This is a genomic window from Pandoraea pnomenusa, from assembly GCF_000767615.3.
In the GTDB taxonomy this organism is placed as follows: domain Bacteria; phylum Pseudomonadota; class Gammaproteobacteria; order Burkholderiales; family Burkholderiaceae; genus Pandoraea; species Pandoraea pnomenusa.
The window spans coordinates 1,113,544-1,133,984 of sequence record NZ_CP009553.3 but is presented as its reverse complement, the minus strand read 5'-3'; the positions used below and the strand labels follow the sequence as shown (position 1 = coordinate 1,133,984).

Annotated in this window: 18 protein-coding genes and 1 pseudogene; 14 read left to right on the top strand and 5 right to left on the bottom strand. The window is 66.3% G+C overall.

What is annotated here, in order from left to right; genetic code table 11:
• The first annotated feature begins 37 nt into the window (after positions 1 to 37).
• From LV28_RS29240 to LV28_RS29220, 5 genes and pseudogenes are all read left to right on the top strand, one after another.
• Positions 38 to 1,101, top strand: a pseudogene (locus LV28_RS29240) (extracellular solute-binding protein).
• Positions 1,102 to 1,127: 26 nt separating this feature from the next.
• Positions 1,128 to 2,045 (top strand): ABC transporter permease, encoded by a 918-nt coding sequence (locus LV28_RS29235; RefSeq protein WP_223272010.1) that lies wholly within the window; start codon positions 1,128 to 1,130, stop codon positions 2,043 to 2,045.
• Positions 2,046 to 2,162: 117 nt separating this feature from the next.
• The gene (locus LV28_RS29230; protein WP_038618570.1) at positions 2,163 to 3,359 is read left to right on the top strand and encodes a M24 family metallopeptidase; all 1,197 of its coding nucleotides are present in this window, start codon (positions 2,163 to 2,165) and stop codon (positions 3,357 to 3,359) included.
• Between the two features lie 29 nt (positions 3,360 to 3,388).
• Positions 3,389 to 4,630 (top strand): metal-dependent hydrolase family protein, encoded by a 1,242-nt coding sequence (locus LV28_RS29225; RefSeq protein WP_023594526.1) that lies wholly within the window; start codon positions 3,389 to 3,391, stop codon positions 4,628 to 4,630.
• A gap of 140 nt (positions 4,631 to 4,770) precedes the next feature.
• The gene (locus LV28_RS29220) at positions 4,771 to 5,685 is read left to right on the top strand and encodes a LysR substrate-binding domain-containing protein (protein WP_038618575.1); all 915 of its coding nucleotides are present in this window, start codon (positions 4,771 to 4,773) and stop codon (positions 5,683 to 5,685) included.
• A gap of 144 nt (positions 5,686 to 5,829) precedes the next feature.
• Here the strand turns inward: LV28_RS29220 and purM are convergent, their stop codons facing one another.
• On the bottom strand, positions 5,830 to 6,876 hold the full coding sequence (purM, locus tag LV28_RS29215) for a phosphoribosylformylglycinamidine cyclo-ligase (RefSeq protein WP_023594524.1): 1,047 nt from the start codon (positions 6,874 to 6,876) through the stop codon (positions 5,830 to 5,832).
• A gap of 146 nt (positions 6,877 to 7,022) precedes the next feature.
• Between purM and hda the strand changes: the two genes are divergently transcribed.
• The 6 genes from hda to panB all read left to right on the top strand — a co-directional run bounded on the left by hda (position 7,023) and on the right by panB (position 12,021).
• Positions 7,023 to 7,733 carry a DnaA regulatory inactivator Hda gene (hda, locus tag LV28_RS29210; RefSeq protein ID WP_023594523.1) on the top strand — a complete coding sequence of 237 codons (711 nt, stop codon included), beginning with the start codon at positions 7,023 to 7,025 and terminating at the stop codon, positions 7,731 to 7,733.
• A 30-nt stretch (positions 7,734 to 7,763) separates the two neighbouring features.
• A complete protein-coding gene (locus LV28_RS29205; protein ID WP_023594522.1) occupies positions 7,764 to 8,444 on the top strand; it encodes a histidinol-phosphatase in 681 nt (226 codons plus the stop codon).
• Positions 8,441 to 9,976 (top strand): polynucleotide adenylyltransferase PcnB, encoded by a 1,536-nt coding sequence (gene pcnB / locus LV28_RS29200; RefSeq protein ID WP_023872143.1) that lies wholly within the window; start codon positions 8,441 to 8,443, stop codon positions 9,974 to 9,976. The genes LV28_RS29205 and pcnB overlap by 4 nt, the downstream gene beginning before the upstream one ends.
• A complete protein-coding gene (gene folK / locus LV28_RS29195) occupies positions 9,973 to 10,485 on the top strand; it encodes a 2-amino-4-hydroxy-6-hydroxymethyldihydropteridine diphosphokinase (protein WP_023594520.1) in 513 nt (170 codons plus the stop codon). Before pcnB ends, folK begins: the two co-directional genes overlap by 4 nt.
• A complete protein-coding gene (locus LV28_RS29190; protein WP_028731250.1) occupies positions 10,482 to 11,138 on the top strand; it encodes a deoxynucleoside kinase in 657 nt (218 codons plus the stop codon). Before folK ends, LV28_RS29190 begins: the two co-directional genes overlap by 4 nt.
• 64 nt (positions 11,139 to 11,202) lie before the next feature.
• Positions 11,203 to 12,021 (top strand): 3-methyl-2-oxobutanoate hydroxymethyltransferase, encoded by an 819-nt coding sequence (gene panB, locus LV28_RS29185; protein WP_023594518.1) that lies wholly within the window; start codon positions 11,203 to 11,205, stop codon positions 12,019 to 12,021.
• Positions 12,022 to 12,075: 54 nt separating this feature from the next.
• Here the strand turns inward: panB and LV28_RS29180 are convergent, their stop codons facing one another.
• Both LV28_RS29180 and LV28_RS29175 read right to left on the bottom strand, forming a co-directional pair.
• Positions 12,076 to 13,452, bottom strand: a complete 1,377-nt coding sequence (locus LV28_RS29180) for a sensor histidine kinase (RefSeq protein WP_023594517.1) — start codon at positions 13,450 to 13,452, stop codon at positions 12,076 to 12,078.
• Positions 13,449 to 14,111 (bottom strand): response regulator transcription factor, encoded by a 663-nt coding sequence (locus tag LV28_RS29175; protein WP_023594516.1) that lies wholly within the window; start codon positions 14,109 to 14,111, stop codon positions 13,449 to 13,451. The genes LV28_RS29180 and LV28_RS29175 overlap by 4 nt, the downstream gene beginning before the upstream one ends.
• 209 nt (positions 14,112 to 14,320) lie before the next feature.
• Between LV28_RS29175 and LV28_RS29170 the strand changes: the two genes are divergently transcribed.
• Genes LV28_RS29170 through LV28_RS29160 form a run of 3 tightly spaced genes read left to right on the top strand, consistent with a single transcriptional unit; the run spans position 14,321 to position 17,130 of the window.
• Entirely contained in the window at positions 14,321 to 15,118 is a 798-nt protein-coding gene (locus LV28_RS29170; RefSeq protein ID WP_023594515.1) for an ABC transporter ATP-binding protein, read from the top strand.
• A 20-nt stretch (positions 15,119 to 15,138) separates the two neighbouring features.
• Positions 15,139 to 16,038 carry an ABC transporter permease gene (locus tag LV28_RS29165; RefSeq protein ID WP_038621502.1) on the top strand — a complete coding sequence of 300 codons (900 nt, stop codon included), beginning with the start codon at positions 15,139 to 15,141 and terminating at the stop codon, positions 16,036 to 16,038.
• A gap of 54 nt (positions 16,039 to 16,092) precedes the next feature.
• Positions 16,093 to 17,130, top strand: a complete 1,038-nt coding sequence (locus LV28_RS29160; protein ID WP_023594513.1) for an ABC transporter substrate-binding protein — start codon at positions 16,093 to 16,095, stop codon at positions 17,128 to 17,130.
• A 179-nt stretch (positions 17,131 to 17,309) separates the two neighbouring features.
• Here LV28_RS29160 and LV28_RS29155 read toward each other — a convergent pair whose 3' ends face one another.
• Positions 17,310 to 19,238: a chorismate-binding protein gene (locus tag LV28_RS29155; RefSeq protein WP_038618579.1), complete on the bottom strand. Its 1,929-nt coding sequence runs from the start codon at positions 19,236 to 19,238 to the stop codon at positions 17,310 to 17,312.
• A 4-nt stretch (positions 19,239 to 19,242) separates the two neighbouring features.
• The gene (gene dnaJ, locus LV28_RS29150; protein WP_023594511.1) at positions 19,243 to 20,385 is read right to left on the bottom strand and encodes a molecular chaperone DnaJ; all 1,143 of its coding nucleotides are present in this window, start codon (positions 20,383 to 20,385) and stop codon (positions 19,243 to 19,245) included.
• Positions 20,386 to 20,441: the final 56 nt, after the last annotated feature.

Below are 20,441 nucleotides of genomic sequence, written 5' to 3'. Positions count from 1 at the left end.
GGCCAGTCGCCTGGCCCATGCTACGAAGGATGACGACATGACGCACGCTCTGAACCGCCGCACGTTTCTGAAGACCGCTTCCGGCCTGGTGATCGCCCCCGCGCTGGGTCTCGACGCCCTTTCGGCACACGCCGCCGCCGCGTGCCCGAACGTGGTCGTGGGCACCTGGGGCGGCGACTACCTGAACCTGCTGGAGCAGAACATCGGCAAACCGATTATCGAGGCGGCCGGGGCAAGGTCACTTACGATTCCGCGGGACAGGTCGAACGCATGACCAAGCTGCGCGCCGAAAAGGCCTCGCGCCGCGGCTCGCTCGACGTGGCTTGTCTGGCCGATCTCGACATGTACGACATCAACCGCTCGGGCATTCTCGAGACGGTCGACGCCAAACTCGTGCCGAATCTCGTCAACACGCTCGACGCACTGCGCCGCCCCTACTCGATTCCGCACATCTTCAGCGCGATGGTGATCGTGTACAACCCGGAAAAGCTCGGCACGAAGCCCGACTCGTTCACGGCGGCGCTCGATCCCAAGCTCAAGGGCAAGGTCGGGTTCTCGGACATCCTCTACAACTTCAACGTGGTGAGCAGCTCGCTTGCGGCCGGACACAAGGACGGCGACATGGCCGGCGGCGTGCAATTCCTGCGCGAGCTTCGCAAGACGCAACAGCCCAAGGTGTATCCGTCGAACGAAGCGGTGGCCTCGGCGCTCAAGAGCGGCGACATCTGGTTCACCTGCATGTGGAAGGCGCGTGCCCTGCAATGGAAGAAGGCCGGCGTGCCGATCGACTACGTGGTGCCCAAGGAGGGCGCGGTGCCGGTGACGTTCGAGGCCGCCGTGCCGAAGAACTCGCAGTCCAAGGCGTGCGGCTTCAACTATCTGAACGCGATGCTCGATCCGCGCGCGCAGATCGGCTTTGCCGAGACGATGGGCTACGCGCCGACGGTGAAGAACGCCAATTTGCCGCCGTCGCTGCAGCAAAGCGTGGGCTTCACCAACGACGAACTCGATCGCATGGTCAAGCTCGATTACGCCCGCTTCACCGCCGACAAGCCGGCGCTGCTCGACTTCTGGAACAAGGAATTCAAGGTGGGCCTGTGAATCTCGCCGCCCCGCCCGAGCCCTCGATGACTTCGCCCGCCGCCCCGCCATCCGCGCAAGCCGCCCGGGCCGCCACCGCACGCGCGGTGCGCGGCGCCCTCACCGGGGGCTCGCTCGTCACGCCGGCCACGTTCGTGGTGCTGTTCGTGATCGTGCTGCCAGGCCTGCAACTGGTGCGCTACAGCTTCAACCGGTTCGATCCCGTCGACATGATGCAGGCGGCGCTCACGGCCGAGAACTACGTCAAGTTCTTCACCGACCCGTATTACCTGTCGGTGCTGTGGACGACCATCAAGATCGCTTCGCTGTGCACGGCGCTCGCGCTCGTGTTCGGCTTTCCGGTCGCGTACATGCTCGCCCGCACGCAGACCCGCTTCAAGAGTCTGCTGGTCATGCTGCTGGTCTTCCCGCTGCTCGTGGGCAACGTCGTGCGCGCGGCCGGCTGGATGGTCATGCTCGGCAATGCCGGCTTCGTCAATTCGCTGCTCGTGTCGCTGGGCATCGTGCCGCAGCCGGTGCGGTTGCTGTACACGCCGTTCGCCGTGGTGGTGGGCACCACTGCCGTGGTGCTGCCCTACATGATCCTCACGCTGCAAAGCGTGCTCGAAGGCATGGACTTCTCCGTGGAAGAGGCCGCGCGCAATCTCGGCGCCACCTTCGGACAAACGCTCCTGCGCGTGATCCTGCCCATGGCGGCGCCGGGCATCGCGGCCGGCACCATGCTCGTGTTCATCCTGTGCATGAACGCCTACGCGACACCGGTCCTGCTGGGCGGCACCGGCATCACGATGATGACGCCCACGATCTACGACCAGATCGCCAAGGCGAACAACTGGCCCTTCGGCGCGGTGCTCTCGATCGTGTCGATGGTCGTGACCTTCGCGCTCGCCATCGCCTCCCACTGGGTCATTCATCGTCGCTACGCGAAGACGATGATGACCTGACGCTCCCGACGCATTCCCGACGCATTCCCGACTCGCTCCCGGCGGCAGCGCGGCACTGCCGCAGGCATTTCCGCCGGGCCTTCACAGACAGCGCAGCCGCCTCACAAGGATTTCGCCATGCCGATACTCACCGATGCCACCCGTCAGTACCGCCGCAGCCTCATGAACGACCTGATGGACCGCACGCGCGTCGACGCGCTCGTGTTCACCGCTGCCGACTTCTTCCAGTGGGCCACCAACTTCCACGTCGACGTGCAGACGTGGGAGCGTCCCATCGCGGTGTGCGTGCCGCGCAACGGCGAGCCTTTCGCCGTGATGAACGAGCTCTCCACGCATCACCTGATGATGGCCCGCGAGCGCCACCACCTCTGGCTGGATCCGGCGCGCGTCACACTGTACGCCGAGCACCCCCGCGTGACGCAACGTCAGCCGCTGCTCGCCGAGGTGCCGGCGCTGATCGCCGAGGCGTTGAGCGCGGCCGGGCTGGGCGGCTCGCGCATCGGCGTCGACGCCGCCGGCGGCCCCCTCGCGCGCGCGGGCGCCCTGCTGCCCGACGCGAAGCTCGTGCCGATGCTCGCGCAGATGCGCGGCCTGCGCTGGGTCAAGCACGACGAAGAGATCGCCATCATGCGCGCGGCGGCCGAACTGGCGGACTGGGTGCAGGAGCGCTATCGCGAGAACATCCGCCCCGGGCGTCTGGTGCAGGAGCTCGATTACTCGATGGCCGCGCTCATGGTCACCGAAGGCGCGAAGCGCTTCCCGGGCGAGAACCTCGAAGTCATGCGTTGCTGGACCCTCTCCGGTCCGGCCTCGGCCTCGCCGCACGGCGACGGCGCATCGTGCGGCGCGCGCATCAACGCGGGCGACGGCATGGTAAACATCGTGATCCCGCGCCTGAACGGGCTCGTCATCGAGAACGAACGTACTTGGTTCTGCGGCAAGCCATCGACCGAGCAGGCGCGCTTCTACGAGGTCGCACGGGCGGCCAACGAGGCCGCGGTGGGCGCCGCCGTCACGGGCCAGCCGGTCTCCGGCATCGACGCGGCCGCGCAGGCCGTCATCGAGAAGGCCGGCTGCGGCGAGTTCATCCGGCATCGCACCGGACACGGCATGGGCATCATCGGCCACGAATACCCCGACGACATGGCGTTCAACCATCGTCCGCTGCTCGCCAACGAGGTCTACTCGGCCGAACCGGGCATCTACGTCTACGGGCTGGGCGGATTCCGTCTGGACGACTCGGTGGTGACGGGCGATACGCCGCTGATGCTCACGCGCACGCCGCGAACGCTCGCGCACGCCACGATCGATTGAACGCACATACCAATTTCGGAGGAGAGGTCATGGAGTCGATTCTGTTGTCGAACTGCGCGCTGCTGGACCCGGTCAAGGGCGAACTGCGCGAGGATCACGCCGTTCTGATCGAGAACGGACGCATCAAGGAAGTCTCGGACAAGCCGATCCGCACGCAGGCGGCGCGCGAGATCGACGCGCACGGGCGCACCGTGATGCCCGGCCTGATCGATCTGCACGTGCATGTGCACGCCACCCAGCTCAATCTCGCCGCACAGGCGCATCTGCCGAACGTGCTGGTCACGCTCAAGTCGGTGCCGATTCTGCAAGGCATGCTGCGGCGCGGCTTTACCACGGTGCGCGACGCCGGTGGCGCGGGCCACGCGATCAAGCACGCCGTCGAGAGCGGGCTCGCCGAGGGACCGCGCCTGTTCGTGTCGGGCCGCGCCATCAGCCAGACCGGCGGACACGGCGACGGACGCCCACGCACCGACTACATCGGCACCGACGGGCCGTGTCCGTGCTGCGTGCGCGTGGGCGCGCTCTCGCGCGTGGCCGACGGCGTCGACGCGGTGCGCCGCGCCGTGCGCGAAGAACTGCAAATGGGGGCCGACCAGATCAAGATCATGGCCTCGGGCGGCGTGGCCTCGCCCACCGATCCGGTGGGCGCGTGGGGGTACTCCGAAGACGAAATCCGTGCCATCGTCGCCGAAGCGCGCGGACGCGGCACCTATGTACTGGCGCATGCGTATACCGCCGCGGCGATCGAGCGCGCGGTGCGCTGCGGCGTGCGCACCATCGAACACGGCAACCTCGTCGACGCCCCGACGGCGCGCTTCATGGCCGAGCAGGGGGCGTACGCCGTGCCGACGCTGGTGACGTACGACGCGCTCGCGAACGAAGGAAAATCGCTCGGCCTGCCGGACGACAGCGTGGCCAAGATCGCCGATGTGCATGCCGCCGGCCTGCGCTCGCTGGAGATCTTCCGCGACGCCGGGGTGAAGATGGGTTACGGCTCCGATCTCCTGGGCGAGTCGCAGCGCCTGCAAAGCGACGAGTTCCGGCTGCGCGCCGAGGTACTCACGCCCGCCGAGATCCTGCGCAGTGCGACGGTGGTGGGTGCCGAGGTACTCGGCCAATCCGGTCAACTGGGCGAGATCGTGCCCGGCGCGCATGCCGATGTGCTGATCGTCGACGGCAATCCGCTCGCGTCGCTGGACTGCCTGCTCGGCCAGGGCGAGCGAATTCCCATGGTGATGAAGGGCGGTAGAATCCACGCTTTCGCGATGTGAGGCGAGCGCCGGCGAGCGCATCGCATGGCAGCGTCACCGCCCACCGATGCCGTCGCATTCGGCGGTGACGCATCGCGCGACGCCTCGGCGCAGCTGCGGAAAGCGCGCCACCCACACGCCAACCCTTCCGTGGAGAATCGATGGATTTTCGGCACATCGACGCCTTTCGGGCGCTGATGCTCACGCGCACGACCACCAAGGCCGCCCAGGTGCTCGGCACGTCGCAGTCCGCGGTCAGCCGCCTCGTGGCTGACCTCGAGCGCTCGACGCGGCTCACGCTGTTCGACCGCGCGCGAGGCCGGCTGGAACCGACGGCCGAAGCCTTCGCGCTGTTCGAGGAGGTCGAGCGCCGCTACGCCGGACTCGACAATATCCGCGAATTCGCGCTGAATCTGCGCAACCCCGATCGCGCCGTCATTCGGGTGGGATCGGTCGTCTCATTCGGTCTCGGCTTCTTCGCCAGGGTGATGGCGAGGTACCGGGCGTTGCATCCGAGCGTGCAACTGGCGCTCACGACCGGTGCGTCGGATCTGATTCGCGATCAGGTCGTCACCCATCAGCTCGCGCTGGGCATCGTGACCGACACGATCGACGTGGCGGCAACGGACGCCGTCTCGTTCGCCAAGCTCGACGCCATTTGCGCACTGCCCGCCGGGCATGCGCTCGCGCGCAAGAAGGTCATTCGCCTGGCAGATCTGAAAGGCCAGCCGATTCTCTCGTACGAACCCACCGACATGGTCCGCTGGGGCATGGACCAACTCTTCGCCGACGGCAATCTGCACGAGCAGGTGGTCGCCACGGCGCGCTACTCGATCAATATCGGCACGATGGTCAAGGAAAACGTGGGCATCGGGTTGCTGCACCCGGTCTCGGCTTACGACTTTCTCGACTCCGACCTCGTGCTGCGCCGCTTCGAACCGTCGATGCCGTTCCACACGCTGCGCATCACGCCGCGCGCCGCCGCGCCCAGCGCGCAGCTCGACGATCTCGTGCGCGTGATGGAGACGACGCTCGACGACGTGCTTCGCGCGGTCCAGGCGCGAATGATGGCCTGAAACCGGTCCCCGCGCCGCGGCGCCGACAAAAAAGCCCGCCGGGGGACCCCCTGGCGGGCTTTTTCATGCATGGCTCGCGGCGTGGTGGCGCGTTATCGTCGCGCGCGCCTCGCTTCGTTGCCGGGTATCGTCAACACCTTGCGCTTACGAGACGATCGTCTGCGCTTCGCCTTCCTTGCGCTCGCGGATCGCGCCCAGACGGTAGACCGTTTCGCCCGAGGCCTCGAGGTGCTTGACCGCGGCGTCGGCGTCGGCCGCCGACACGATCACCGCCATGCCGATGCCGCAGTTGAATACGCGATGCATCTCCGCGTCGGCCACCTTGCCGTGGGCCTGCAGCCACTGGAACAGCGGCGGCAGCGTCCAGGCGTCCTGCTTGATGTCGGCCGTCAGATGATCCTGCAGGACACGCGGGATATTCTCGACGATGCCGCCGCCGGTGATGTGCGCCATGCCCTTGACGTTAAGCGTCTGCATGAGCGCGAGCAGCGGCTTGACATAGATGCGCGTGGGCGCCATCAGCACATCGCGCAGCGGCTGGCCGTGAAAGTCGGCGTCCAGGTCGGGCTTCGCGACTTCGATGATCTTGCGCACCAGCGAATAGCCATTCGAGTGCGCCCCCGACGAGGCCAGCCCCAGCACCACGTCGCCCGGCACGATGGTCGTGCCGTCGATGATCTTGCTCTTTTCCACCGCGCCTACCGCGAAACCGGCCAGATCGTACTCGCCGTCCGGGTACATGCTCGGCATTTCCGCCGTCTCGCCACCGATCAGCGCGCATCCGGCCAGCTCGCAACCCTGCGCGATCCCCTTGACGACCGTGGCCGCCGTGGCCACGTCCAGCTTGCCGCAGGCGAAGTAATCGAGGAAGAACAACGGCTCGGCGCCCTGCACCAGAATGTCGTTCACGCTCATGGCGACCAGGTCCTGGCCAACCGTGTCGTGCTTGTTCAGCGTGAAGGCCAGCTTGAGCTTGGTGCCCACGCCGTCGGTCCCCGAAACGAGCACCGGCTCCTTGTAGCGCTTGGGCACTTCGAACAGCGCGCCGAAGCCGCCGATGCCGCCCAGCACGCCGTCGCGCAGGGTTTTCTTGGCAAACGGCTTGATCGCTTCGACCAGCGCGTCGCCCGCTTCGATGTCGACGCCAGCGTCGCGATAGGAAAGGCCGGAAGTTTCGTTAGGGTGTGACATGACGGGAATGCATCAAGGTTCGGTAAAATGCGATTTTACCCGATGCGCGTGTCCTTTCGGCACGCAAACCGGATATCGGACGCCGGCTGACCCCGTCGTGCCCCGTAAACCGTACTCCGCCGGCCTGTCGCCGGCTTTCTTCGTTCGTGATCCAGCAACTGTATCTCGACCTCGGCACCCCGCCGCCCGCCACGTTCGACAATTTCATTGTCGGGCCCAATCGCGAGGCGGCGCAGACGCTTGCCGGCCTGAGTGCCGAACTGGCGGCCGGCACCGCACGCGACCGTGGCATCTACCTCTGGGGAACGGCCGGATCGGGCCGCACCCACCTGATGGAGGCGCTGTGCCATGCCGTGGGCCCGAGCGCGCGGTATCTGCGCCCACACAGCCCGCTGGCCGCCTTCACGTTCGACGAGGCCAGCACGGTCTATTGCGTGGACGATTGCGACACCCTGTCGTCCACCCAGCAGATCGCCGCGTTCAACCTCTTCAACGAAACCCGCGCCCGACCGCATTGCGCTTTCGTCGCCGCCGGCTCGCAACCGCCGGTCGACATGCCGCTTCGGGAAGACCTGCGCACCCGCCTGGGCTGGGGGCTCGTATTTCACATTGTGGGACTCGACGACGAGGGCAAGAAGCAGGCGCTGCAGAACGCGGCCCGCGAGCGGGGGCTGCAACTGGCGGCCGACGTGCCCGCCTATCTGCTCACGCATTTCCAGCGCGACATGTCGAGCCTGATGGCGCTGCTCGACCGCCTGGACCGATTTTCGATGGAACAAAAGCGCGCGGTGACCTTGCCGTTGCTGCGCCAGATGCTCACCCACACCGATCCTGCCACCCCCGACGGCAAAAACTGACCGGTGTTAGCTTCAGGTAAAATTCGCGCAATGACCAATTTAGCTCTCTTCGATCTCGACCACACATTGCTGCCCACGGACAGCGACAAGGAGTGGGGTCGCTTCCTCGTGCGCCAGGGCGCGGTCGAGCGTGACTCGTACGCGCAGGCCAACGAGGCCTTCTATCAGGATTACCGTGCGGGCCGGCTCGACATGCCGGCCTATCTGCGTTTCTGCCTGGCGCCGCTCGCGCGTTACCCGCGCGATCAGCTCGACGCCTGGCACGCGCAGTACATGGAGGAGTCGATCCTGCCGCACGTGCGCAGCGAGGCGCTCGAACTGATCGACACGCACCGCAAGGCCGGCGACCTGTGCGCCATCGTGACGGCGACCAACACGTTCGTGACCCGTCCGATCGCGAAGGCCTTCGGGATCGATCATCTGATCGGCACCGAACCGGCCACCGCCGGCGACGGCCCGAACGCGCGCTACACCGGCGAGTATGTCGGCACGCCGAGCTTCCGCGAAGGCAAGATCACCCGTACCGAAGCGTGGCTCGCGAGCCTGGGCAAGACCTGGGACGACTTCGACCACGCCTTTTTCTACAGCGATTCCGCCAACGACGTCCCCCTGATGGAGAAGGTCAACCATCCGGTGGCAACGAACCCCGATGAGGCGCTGCGCGAAATCGCGCTGGCGCGTCGCTGGCCCATTCTCGAGTTGTTCCAGTGATCCGCAAACTCATCAAGAAGCTGCTGGGCAAGGACGGTCAGCCCCGCGCCGGCGCTACCGGCGCTACCGGCCCGACGCCGCCCGGCACCCCCGTCGTCATTCCCGTTGGCGTTCACGGCATCGATCCCTCGCTGCTTTCGAAGAACGCCGTGCGCGTGACCGACACGTTGCAGCAGGCCGGCTTCAAGGCCTTCATCGTGGGCGGTGCGGTGCGCGACCTGTTGCTCGGTATCGCGCCGAAGGACTTCGACGTCGCCACGAGCGCCACGCCCGAGCAGGTGCAGCGTCTGTTCCGCCGCGCCCGCATCATCGGTCGCCGGTTCCAGATCGTGCACGTGCAGTTCGGTCAGGAGATCATCGAGACCTCGACGTTCCGCGCGTTGGTCGACGCCGTCGACAGCGAGCAGATCGGTGCACGCCGTCCGAAAAAGGGCGAACTCGATCGCAAGACGCACGTGACCGACGAATCGGGCCGCGTGCTGCGCGACAACGTCTGGGGCGAGCAGGAAGAAGACGCCGCGCGGCGCGACTTCACCGTCAACGCCATGTATTACGACCCGGCCGCGCAGACGGTGCACGATTACCATCACGGCTGGGAAGACATCCAGAAGCGCGTGCTGCGCATGATCGGCGACCCGGCCACGCGCTATCGCGAAGACCCCGTGCGCATGCTGCGCGTGGTGCGTTTCGCGGCCAAGCTCGGCTTCAAGATCGACGAGGCGACCGCCGCGCCGATCTCGCAGCTCGCACCGCTCATCGACAATGTGCCCGCCGCGCGGCTGTTCGACGAGATGCTCAAGCTGCTGCTCTCGGGCCATGCCTGGGCGTGCGTGCAGCAATTGCGCGCGCAGGGCCTGCATCACGGTCTGCTGCCGCTGCTCGACGTCGTGCTGGAGCAGCCGATGGGCGAGAAATTCGTCACGCTCGCGCTCGCCAACACCGACGCGCGCATTCGCGCCGGCAAGCCGGTTTCGCCGGGCTTCCTGTTCGCCGCCCTGTTGTGGCATCTCGTGCTCGAGAAGTGGCAGGCCTACCAGCGCGCGGGCGAGTACCCGATTCCGGCGCTGCATCTGGCCATGGACGACGTGCTCGACGCCCAGACCGGCAAGCTCGCGATCCAGCGCCGTTTCGTTGCCGACATGAAGGAAATCTGGGGCCTGCAGGTGCGTCTCGACAAGCGCGTGGGCCGTACGCCGCTGCGGCTGCTCGAACATCCGCGCTTGCGTGCCGGCTACGACTTCCTGCTGCTGCGCTGCGAGTCGGGCGAGGTGCCCGCCGAAGCCGGGCAGTGGTGGACGGACTTCCTCGAGGGCGATGCCGCCGCGCGCGACGCCCTGCTCGCACAAGGCAGTGCACCGAGCGGTACGCCGGCGGCCAAGCGTCGTCGTCGCCGTCGCAAGCCGACGGGTGGACGGGGCGGTGAAGGATCGGGCAACGAAGCGAGCGCTGGCGACGGCAATGAGAACGCCACCAGCGAGAATCATGGCAAGCGGGTATCATCGCGACAGCATGGTTCCGAAGGTGCTTCATGACTGTTGCCTATATCGGGCTCGGCGCGAATCTCGGCGACGCCCGCCAAGCGATCAAGGACGCCGTCGTCTGCCTGGCGCAGCAAATCGGCGTGACCATCATCGGCAAGTCCGATCTGTATCGCACCGCGCCCATCGAGTCGACCGGCGAGGATTATCTGAACTGCGTCGTCGCCGTGGAGACCCGCCTCACGGCGCGCCAGTTGCTTACGCTCTGCCTGAAGATCGAACTGCATTTCGGGCGCGAGCGCCCGTACAAGAATGCCCCGCGCACGCTCGATCTCGATCTGCTGCTGTATGGCGATGAATGCATCGCCGAACCCGACCTGATCGTGCCGCATCCGCGCATGGCCGCGCGCGCCTTCGTGCTGCGCCCGCTCTCCGATCTCGCTCCCGAACTCGACATTCCCGGCATGGGACGCGTAAGCGCCCTGCTGGGGGATGTCGCCGACCAGCGCATCGAGCGCGTCGAGGCGTGCTGCTGCCCGACGAAGCGCGCCTACGTCTCATGAGATCGCCCGTGCTCGGGCGTTTTCGCTATCTGGCCGTCGAAGGCCCCATCGGGGTCGGCAAGACATCGCTCGCGCAACGGCTCGCCGATGCGGCCGGCGCCGACATCATGCTCGAGCAACCCGCGCTCAATCCCTTTCTCGAACGTTTCTATCGCGACTCGGCGCGCTATGCGCTGCCCGCGCAGTTGTCGTTCTGCCTGCGACGCGTGGACGAAGCGATGGAAATCGCGCGCCGCGAAATCGACGGCAAGCCGATTATTACTGACTTCCTCCCGGAAAAGGACGGCCTGTTCGCGCGTCTCACCCTGTCGGCCGACGAGCTCGATCTGTATCGCAAGCTCGTCGCGCACGTCGAGCGCGCGCACCGCGCGCCCGACCTCGTGATCCATTTGCAGGCCAGTCCCGAGACGCTTTACGCGCGTATCCAGAAGCGCGCGATTCCGATGGAGCAACAGATTCCGGACACGTATCTGCGTGCGCTGTGCGACATCTATGGCGAATTCTTCTATCATTACGCCGCGGCGCCGGTATTGACTGTCGACACGGAACAATTCGACCCGGCGCACAACGACAGCGACTTCACCCTGCTGGTCGAGCGCATCGATCAGATGCGCGGACGCAAGGAAGTCTTCGTCAAGGGCGCTCGCCCCTGATCGTCTCCCGATTCGTCGAAGGCGCGCTTGTTGCGCCGGCGACCCCTGCTGAACCGAGGCCGACATGAGTTATCTGCAAGAATCCAACCGCAAGGCCGTGACCGTTCCCGGACTGGCCCAGATGCGCGAGCGTGGCGAGAAGATCGTCATGCTGACCGCCTACGACGCCAGCTTCGCCGCGCTGCTCGACCGTGTCGGCGTCGACGCCATTCTGATCGGCGACTCGCTCGGCAATGTGATCCAGGGCCAGCGCACCACCCTGCCGGTCACGCTGCGCGACATTTGCTATCACACCGAATGCGTGGCCCGCAGCGTGAGCAAGGCGCTCGTGCTCGCCGATCTGCCGTTCGGCACCTATGGCACGAAGGAGCAGGCATATCAGAGTGCCGTGGCCGTCATGCAGGCCGGTGCCCAGATGGTGAAGATCGAAGGCGGCGCATGGCTGGCCGACACCGTGCGCTTTCTGGTCGAACGCAGCGTCCCGGTGTGCGCTCACCTGGGCCTCACGCCGCAGTCCGTGCACGCGTTCGGCGGCTTCAAGGTGCAAGCGCGCGAAGATGCCGCGCAGGCACAGTTGATCGGCGACGCCCGTACGCTGCAAGCGGCCGGCGCGCAGTTGGTCGTGCTCGAAGCGATTCCGGCCGCCCTGGCCTCGCGCGTGACGCCGGAAGTGCCCACGATGCCGACCATCGGGATTGGCGCGGGTCCCGATTGCGACGGGCAGGTGCTCGTGCTGCAGGACATGCTGGGTGTGTTCCCCGGCAAGTCGCCGAAGTTCTCGAAGAATTTCATGGAAGGCCAACCGAGCATCGCCGCGGCCATCGAGGCGTACGTGCAAGCGGTGAAACACGGCTCGTTCCCTTCGCAGGAACATAGCTTCTGACCTGGCGCGCCGCACGGCGCATCGCGTGAACAGGCGGCCTTCGGGCCGCTTTTTTCATTGCGCTGCCGGCAAAGTCAGCACCACGGCGAAGCCCTCGCCCGCCACGCGCTCGAAGGTCATTTGTCCGCCGTGCGCGCCGACCACTTCGGCCACCATGGCCAGTCCCAGGCTGGCCCCTTCGCGGCCATCCGCCCGCGACGAGAACGGCGTGCGCACGCGCGCCCACTCCGACTCGGGGATGCCCGGGCCGTCGTCGAAGAATCGCAAACGCCATTGGTCGTCGACCTTCGTCACATCGACATGCAGACGATGCGGTGCGCCGTAGGCGAGTGCATTGACCAACACGTTCTTGATCGCCTCACGCAGGCTCAGCGGATCGCCTACGATTCGGCACGGCGTGTCCGGCGTATCCGGCGCATGCAGCGCGACATCGATATCTCGCGTGGCATAGGACAACGTTTCGCGCATGGCCGTTTGCAGCAACTCGTTCAGGTCGACCGGTACGGGCGCCACGCTGTCCGCCCGGTGCTGCACCATCGCGTGATTGATCAGTTGATGGATGAGCCCGCCAAGTCCACGCGCCTGCTTCTGGATGCGTGCGACGTGCGCCTGTCGCGCCGTTTCATCCTGTGTCTGCGTGAGCAGTTCGGCCTGCGCCGTGAGCGCCGTCACCGGCGTGCGCAGTTGATGCGCGGCGTCGCCGATCACACGGCGCATCAGCGCGCGCGACGTGGCCAGCCGCTGCATGAAATCGTTGATCGCGCCCACGAGGGCGAGCGTTTCGGCGGGCGCCGTGACCGCCAGCGGCACGAGATCGTTCGAATCGCGTGCGCGTATGGCCGCCTCGATCTGCTTGAGCGGCGCGAGCGCCTGACGCAGCGTCCACAACGCCGCGAGCATCGTCAGCACGCCCGTGGCGATGGTGATGAGCAGTGTGTTGTCGGCGAGACCGCGCGTGAACCGCACGCGCGCGTTCTGCGTGTGCGCGAGTGCGACCACCGCCCACGGGTGCGCGGCGGCCACCGGCATGCGTCGTCCCACGATGGCGATGCGGATCGGCATTTCCTGATACGTGCCGTCGACGACGAGCGGCCCGTCCGCCAGCTTGTCCCATGGAATCGGCGGACGAAATTCGGAATCGCCGGCCACCGAGCGTCCGTCCGGGTCGAGCACGGTATAGAAGATCTGATCGCCCGGCGCGAGCGCGGAGAACGCGGCCAGCGGCACGTCCACATTCACTTCGCCGTTCTGGTACCACGTGTTCTCGGCGACCTGCAGCGCACTGCCGAGCAGCCATCGGTCATAGGCGCGGTCGACCGCCGCGCGGGTGGAGAACCAGATGCCGAGCAGCACGGCGGCGACCGCGAACGCGAGCACCGCGCCCATGCGCACGACCAGGCGAAGATACAGGGAACGGCCGGGAACGATCATGACAGCACGAGCTGATAGCCCAGTCCGCGCAACGTGCGGATCTGGAATTGTGCCGCGGCCAGCTTCTTGCGCAGGCGCGCGACATATTGTTCGATGGCATTGGCGTTCGGCACGGGTTCGTCGCCGTACAGGCGATCCATGAGTTCGTCCTTGCCGAAGATGCGCCCCGGACGCGCCGCGAGAATTTCGAGCAGCGTGACTTCCCGGCGCGTGAGCTCGATGGGCTGACCGTCGATCTCCACGCCGCGGCTCTTGCGATCGAGCGTGAGATTCGCGCATGCCAGACGGTTCGTCGCATCCTGGCCGGTGCGGCGCATGAGCGCACGCACTCGCGCTTCGAGCTCGCGAAAATCGAATGGCTTGGTGAGATAGTCGTCGGCCCCGAGGTCGAGCGCGCGCACGCGCTCCTCGATCTCGGCGCACGCGGTGAGCATGAGCACGCGCGTGGCCAGACCTCGCTCACGCACCCGCCGAAGCAGCTCGAATCCGTCGACGTGCGGCAGCATCACGTCGAGAATGAGCAGGTCGTAGTCGTCGCCGATGCGCGCGGCGGCCGCGGCGCCGTCCGTCTCGCAATCGAGCGCATGACCGAGCTTGCGCAGCTGGGTGGCGATCGCTTCGGCGACGTCGGCGGTGTCTTCCACCAGCATGATGCGCATGATGTTTGTGTCTCCTTCTCGTCGGCGCCCACGCTCGGCGCCTGACGCGCTTTCGGGTTGCCGGTGGGCGCGATTGTCCCGGAATTCGGCGCGGGCGTCCTCGGGGTTTGCCCTGAATATCGGCCCGGCGGCCGTCGATGTCAGCTTCGTTACAGCTTGGCTGCATAGTATCGAAGCCGATTATAAAAGCATCCATTCGGAGACACGCCATGCCGCATGCCCCCCTTCCGGGCGCCGGGACACCCGCGTCCACGGTGCCGCCGCTGCTCGAAATCGACGGCGTCACGCTGCAATACAAGACCGACGACTACCTCGTCACCGCCGCCCAGCAAGTGAGCTTCAACGTCTATCCGGGCGACCGGTTCGTGTTGCTCGGCCCGTCCGGCTGCGGCAAGTCGACCTTGCTCAAGGCCATCGGTGGCTATCTGCCGCCGGTAAGCGGCGAGATTCGCCTCAAGGGACGCGCGATCAGCGAGCCGGGGCCGGACCGCATGATGGTGTTCCAGGAATTCGACCAGTTGCTGCCGTGGAAGACGGTGCGCCAGAACGTGGAATTCGCTCTCATCGCGAGCGGTCGCCTCAAGGGGCGCGAGGCCGCCGGGCGCGCCGCGCACTATATCGAAAAGGTCGGCCTGGGCAAGTTCATCGACAGCTATCCGCACACGCTCTCCGGCGGGATGAAGCAACGCGTGTCGATCGCGCGCGGCATGGCGATGGAGCCCGATGTGCTGCTCATGGACGAGCCGTTCGCCGCGCTCGACGCGCTCACGCGTCGCAAGATGCAGGACGAACTGCTGCGCCTGTGGGACGACACGCGCTTCACGGTGCTGTTCGTCACGCACGGCATCGACGAGGCGATTCGCATCGGCACGCGCATCCTGCTCCTCTCGCCGCACCCCGGCCAGGTCAAGGCCGAACTCAACAGCATTGCGCCGGAACAGCTCGGCACGGCGCACCAGAGCGCCCTGGAGGCGCGCATCGATCAACTGCTGTTCGCAACCCATTGAGGACGACGTTCATGAATACGATGGCCCGGGCGACGACGTCGTCGCCCTCTACCCCCAGGATCGAACCGGTCGTGCGGCCCGAGTTCGTGCTCGAACCCGTGCAGGCCGAGTTAGCGTCGATCCAGCGCCCGCTCTCGACCTTCGAGACGCTCTACCGCCTCGGCTGGCTGCGCAAGACCGTCATTCTTTGCGTGCTCGCCATCATCTGGGAAATCTACGGCCGCTGGCTCGACAATTCGCTGCTTTTCCCGAGCTTCACCGACACGCTCGGCGCCTTCGTCAATGGCCTCACGAGCGGTGTGCTGCTGCTGCGCGCGGCCGTCTCGCTCAAGACGCTGCTGATCGGCTACGGCATCGGGATCGCGCTCGCCGCCGTGCTCACCACGGTGGCGATCAGCTCGAAGATCGGCAACGACCTGCTCGAAACGCTCACGGCGATGTTCAACCCGCTGCCCGCCATCGCCCTGTTGCCGCTCGCGCTGATCTGGTTCGGCCTGGGCAACGGCAGCGTGATCTTCGTGCTGGTGCACTCGGTGCTGTGGGCCGTGGCGCTCAACACGCACAGCGGCTTTCGCGGCGTGTCGAAAACATTGCGCATGGTCGGCCAGAACTACGGACTCAAACGCTTCGCGCTGGTACGCCACGTGTTGATTCCCGCGGCGTTCCCGAGCATTCTCACCGGCCTGAAGGTGGGCTGGGCCTTTGCATGGCGCACGCTGATCGCGGCGGAACTCGTGTTCGGCGTGTCGTCGGGTTCGGGCGGTCTGGGCTGGTACATCTTCGAGAACCGCAATTCGCTGGAGACGGCCAACGTTTTCGCCGGGCTGTTCTTCGTGATTCTCATCGGGCTGGCAGTCGAGAACCTGCTGTTCGCCCGTATCGAGAAACGCACGCTGCATCGCTGGGGCATGCAGCATTGATCGACGCCCCCTCGGGGGCATGAATAATTCCAACTATCCGGAGACGACAACATCATGAATCGACGTCATTTCACGCGCTGGGCCAGCACGCTCGCGCTGGCGGTCACGACGGCCGCGGCCACGCTCGCACCGCTGGGCAACGTTGCCCACGCCGAAGCGAGCACCGTGCGCCTGTCGCACGGCTACGGCATTCTCTATCTGCCACTCATGGTCATGCGCGACCAGCATCTGATCGAGAAGCACGCCAAGGCAATGGGTCTGGGCGACGTGAAGACCACGTGGACCATTCTCGACGGCGGCAACGTGATCAACGACGCGATGCTCGCCGGCAATCTCGACGTGGCCGGCACCGGCGCACCGGGCTTCGTCACGCTGTGGTCGAAGGCGCACGGCATTCCGCGCTCGGAGGTGATCGGCCTGTCGGCGCTGTCGACCGGCCCGCTCTGGCTCAACACGAACAACCCGAACATCAAGACGCTCAAGGACTTCACGCCGAAGGACAAGATCGCGATTCCGGGTATCAAGACATCGCTCTCGGCCGTGCTGCTGCAAATGGCCGTGGCAAAGACCTTCGGCATCGAGAACTATGCGAAGCTCGACCCGCAAACCGTCAGCCTGAGCCATCCGGAAGCCGTGAGCGCCCTGCTCTCGGGCAAGACGGAGATCACCGCGCACTTCACCTCGCCGCCGTTCTCGTATCAGGAGCTGAAGGACCCGCGCATCAAGCGCGTGCTGAATTCGACCGACGTGCTCGGCAACATCACCATCGACGTGGTATTCGCGCCGAAGCAGTTCACGGTGCAGAATCCGAAGCTGGTCCAGGCGATTCTGGCGGCACAGGACGAAGCCGCGGCCTATATCGCGAAGGATCACGTGGGCGCGGCGAAGACCTTCCTGCGCGTGTCGAAGATGAACCTTCCGCAAGCGGAGATCGAACAGATGCTGGCCGATCCGGGCCTGCAGTTCACCACCACGCCCAACGGCCTGATGCAATATGTCGAATTCATGAGCCGCGCGGGCACGATCAAGACGCGGCCGGCGAAGTGGAGCGAACTGTTCGTGCCGGAGATGGCGTCGCGTCAGGGAAGCTGAGCGACGCGACACGCCTCGCACGATACGCGACACGCAACGCTCCGCGCGCATCGACGGTCCCAGCGCGGGCCGCGATGCGTGAAGCGATGTGCAGGTCGACGTGCAGGTCGAGGAGAAACGCAGCGGCGCCCGAGGGCGCCGCTGTGCATTTCAGGAGCGGGAGCGGTGAGGGGCGCTCGTCAAGCGGGTGCGCGAGCCAGCTTCGCGGGTAGCGCGCCGCGCAATGCGTTGCAAACCGCGATGGCCTGCGCGTTCTCGACGTCTTCACGGGTCAGCACGTCCTCGACGGCGGCCCACGACGGGTCGTCGAGCATCACGCCGCGCATGATCCCCGGCAACAACCCGCACGACAGCGGGGGCGTCACCCAGAGACCGTCGCGCTTGACGAACACACTGCTGCGCCCGCCCTCGGTCAGCTCGCCGCGCTCGTTGAAGAACAGCATGTCGAACGCGCCACGGGCCTGCGCCGCCTTCCACGCCGTATCGTAGCGCTCGCGCACGGTCGTTTTGTGACGCAGGAAGAGATCGTCGGCACGCGTCGCCTCGCTCATGTTCGCGAGCCACACCGTCACGCTCGGCTGCGCGAGCGGTTCGAGCACGCCGTGCGTGATCGTGGCGGCGCCGTCGTGCGAGAGGGCGAGGCGCACGCGATGGATCTCGCTCGCGTCGAGTGTTGCGACCACCGCGTCGAGTTGTGCCCGCAACGACGCCTCGTCGAAACGAAAGCCGAAGTACTTTGCCGACGCCGCCAGACGCGCCAGATGGCGCGAGAGATGGTCGATGCCCGACAACGGTGTCGCCCGCATGGTCTCGAAGATCTCGAACCCCGGGTCGAGCGCACTCAGGAAACGCGCCTTGAGCCTGCATTCCTCGCGCTCCTCGCGGGCACGGCTGTCGAGCACGATGCCCGCACCGATACCGAGACGTCCGCGACGTAATCCGCTGGCCATGGGTGCATCGAGTTCGAGGGTTCGAATGGCGACCGACAGGCAGAAGTCGCCGAGCGCTTCCGGCGCGTCTTCGCGGGCATCGAGCCAGCCGATGGCACCGGTATAGAGCCCGCGCGGCGACGTTTCGAGCTCGCCGATCAGTTGCATCGCACGATACTTCGGCGCACCGGTGATCGAGCCACAGGGATACAGCGCACGCATGACGTCAGCCAACGAGGCCGAGGGCGGTAGCGTGGCCGTAACGGTCGACGTCATCTGCAGCACGCTCGCGAAGCGGGTGACCTCGAAGAGTTTCGGCACCTTGACGGACCCCGGTGTGGCGACGCGCCCGAGATCATTGCGCAGCAGGTCCACGATCATCAGGTTCTCGGCGCGGTTCTTCTCGTCGGCGGCAAGCGCCGCACTGCGCTCGGCGTCGACGGCGGCGTCGCCGCACGCGGGGGCGGTGCCCTTCATCGGCCGCGCCTCGACCCGTCCGCGCGAATGACGCAGGAACAGCTCGGGCGAGAGCGAGAGTATCGCCCGACCTGCCACGCATCCGGCACCGGGAAGCATCACCAGCGCCCCGTAAGGCACGGGCTGGCGCGCACGCAAGCGGCGGTACAGTGCCACGGGCGAGCCGAATGCGTCGAAATTCAGGCGATAGGTGTAATTGATCTGGTAGCACTCGCCTTGCGCGAGCCAGTCTTGAATGCGAGCGATGGCGTCGTCGAAGGCCGCATCGCTCACGTCGTCCTGCAACGCGGCAACGCCTGCCACGCCCGGCGGCGCGATATCGTCGGTGCCGGCGGCGTGATCGATGTCCCGTGGGCTCGCCTGCGCGCAGGCGGCCTCACGGCCGGCCAGCCAGGCTTGCGTCTGCGCGGCGCTCAGGTGCGCCAGGGTGGCGAACAACAGGGCGCGGAACTGCCCGGGTGCGCGACGCGTCGCGACCGTATGCACGCCGGCCAGGCGCACGCCGAATTCGTAATCGGCCAGCAGCACGGCATGCAGGCCGTCGCGCGTGGCTTCCTCCACTTCGCGAAGCGCGTCGGAAAGCACACCGGGCTCGTCGCAAGTCACCTCGCGCACGAGCCCGGTATACAGACGCGCTCCACCGACCGGATCCGCGCTGTCGTCCAACAGTGCGAACGCGGCCAAGGGCGCTTCACTTTGCATGAAATTACTCGAAGAACTGCTTCACACGGTCGAACCAGCCTTTGGTCTGCGGGCTGTGGCGCGCGCCGCCCGCCTTGAGCGAGGCGTCGAAGTCGCGCAGCAACTGCTTTTGCTTGTCGTCGAGCTTGACCGGCGTTTCCACCTGCACGTGCACGTACAGATCGCCCGGGTAGCTCGCACGCAACCCCTTGATGCCCTTGCCGCGCAGGCGGAACGTCTTGCCCGTCTGCGTGCCTTCCGGCACTTCGAAGGTCGCCTTGCCGTGCAGCGTGGGCGCGTCGATGTCGCCGCCGAGCGCCGCCGTCGCGAACGAGATCGGCATCTGGCAGTGCAGGTCGTCGCCGTCGCGCTCGAACACGTTGTGCGGCTTGATGTGGATTTCCACGTACAGGTCGCCCGCCGGTCCACCATTCACACCCGGTTCGCCGTTGCCGGCCGAACGAATGCGCATGCCGTCTTCGATGCCCGCCGGGATCTTGATCTCCAGCGTCTTGGTCTTCTTGAGCTTGCCCGAACCATGGCAGTTGGTGCACGGCTCGGGAATGTACGACCCCGTGCCGTGGCACTTCGGACAGGTCTGCTGAATGCTGAAGAAGCCCTGCGACATGCGCACCGAACCCGAACCGTTACAGGTCGGGCAGGTCTCGGGCTTCGTGCCCGGCTTCGCGCCGTTGCCGTGGCACACCTCGCACTCCTCCCAGCTCGGCACGCGAATCTGCGTGTCGAAACCGTTTGCCGCCTGCTCGAGCGTGATCTCCATGTTGTACCGCAGATCCGCGCCGCGATACACCTGCGGGCCGCCCCGGCCACCGCGCCCACCCGGGCCGCCCTGGCCGAAGATGTCGCCGAAGATATCGCCGAACGCGTCGGCAAAGCCGCCGAAGCCCTGACCGCCCGCCCCGCCGAAGCCGCCCATGTTCGGGTCGACGCCCGCGTGGCCGTACTGGTCGTACGCCGCGCGCTTCTCCGGCTCGGAGAGCATCTCGTAGGCCTCTTTGACCTCCTTGAACTTCTCTTCGGCGTCCTTGCTGTCCGGATTGCGGTCCGGGTGGTACTTCATCGCCAGCTTGCGATACGCCTTCTTGATTTCGTCGTCGGTGGCGTTCTTGGCCACGCCAAGGACTTCGTAGTAATCACGTTTGGCCATAAGTCTTTCCAGTGTTGGCGCATGTCCGCCATCAGGCAAAAAGCCGGGTCGAGATT

Excerpts from the sequence above, each read along its gene's own strand:
- LV28_RS29235 (WP_223272010.1), top strand. The coding sequence starts at position 1,128 with ATGACTTCGCCCGCCGCCCCGCCATCCGCGCAAGCCGCCCGGGCCGCC.
- LV28_RS29230 (WP_038618570.1), top strand. The coding sequence starts at position 2,163 with ATGCCGATACTCACCGATGCCACCCGTCAGTACCGCCGCAGCCTCATG.
- LV28_RS29225 (WP_023594526.1), top strand. The coding sequence starts at position 3,389 with ATGGAGTCGATTCTGTTGTCGAACTGCGCGCTGCTGGACCCGGTCAAG.
- LV28_RS29220 (WP_038618575.1), top strand. The coding sequence starts at position 4,771 with ATGGATTTTCGGCACATCGACGCCTTTCGGGCGCTGATGCTCACGCGC.
- purM (WP_023594524.1), bottom strand. The coding sequence starts at position 6,876 with ATGTCACACCCTAACGAAACTTCCGGCCTTTCCTATCGCGACGCTGGC.
- LV28_RS29205 (WP_023594522.1), top strand. The coding sequence starts at position 7,764 with ATGACCAATTTAGCTCTCTTCGATCTCGACCACACATTGCTGCCCACG.
- folK (WP_023594520.1), top strand. The coding sequence starts at position 9,973 with ATGACTGTTGCCTATATCGGGCTCGGCGCGAATCTCGGCGACGCCCGC.
- LV28_RS29190 (WP_028731250.1), top strand. The coding sequence starts at position 10,482 with ATGAGATCGCCCGTGCTCGGGCGTTTTCGCTATCTGGCCGTCGAAGGC.
- panB (WP_023594518.1), top strand. The coding sequence starts at position 11,203 with ATGAGTTATCTGCAAGAATCCAACCGCAAGGCCGTGACCGTTCCCGGA.
- LV28_RS29180 (WP_023594517.1), bottom strand. The coding sequence starts at position 13,452 with ATGATCGTTCCCGGCCGTTCCCTGTATCTTCGCCTGGTCGTGCGCATG.
- LV28_RS29175 (WP_023594516.1), bottom strand. The coding sequence starts at position 14,111 with ATGCGCATCATGCTGGTGGAAGACACCGCCGACGTCGCCGAAGCGATC.
- LV28_RS29170 (WP_023594515.1), top strand. The coding sequence starts at position 14,321 with ATGCCGCATGCCCCCCTTCCGGGCGCCGGGACACCCGCGTCCACGGTG.
- LV28_RS29165 (WP_038621502.1), top strand. The coding sequence starts at position 15,139 with ATGGCCCGGGCGACGACGTCGTCGCCCTCTACCCCCAGGATCGAACCG.
- LV28_RS29160 (WP_023594513.1), top strand. The coding sequence starts at position 16,093 with ATGAATCGACGTCATTTCACGCGCTGGGCCAGCACGCTCGCGCTGGCG.
- LV28_RS29155 (WP_038618579.1), bottom strand. The coding sequence starts at position 19,238 with ATGCAAAGTGAAGCGCCCTTGGCCGCGTTCGCACTGTTGGACGACAGC.
- dnaJ (WP_023594511.1), bottom strand. The coding sequence starts at position 20,385 with ATGGCCAAACGTGATTACTACGAAGTCCTTGGCGTGGCCAAGAACGCC.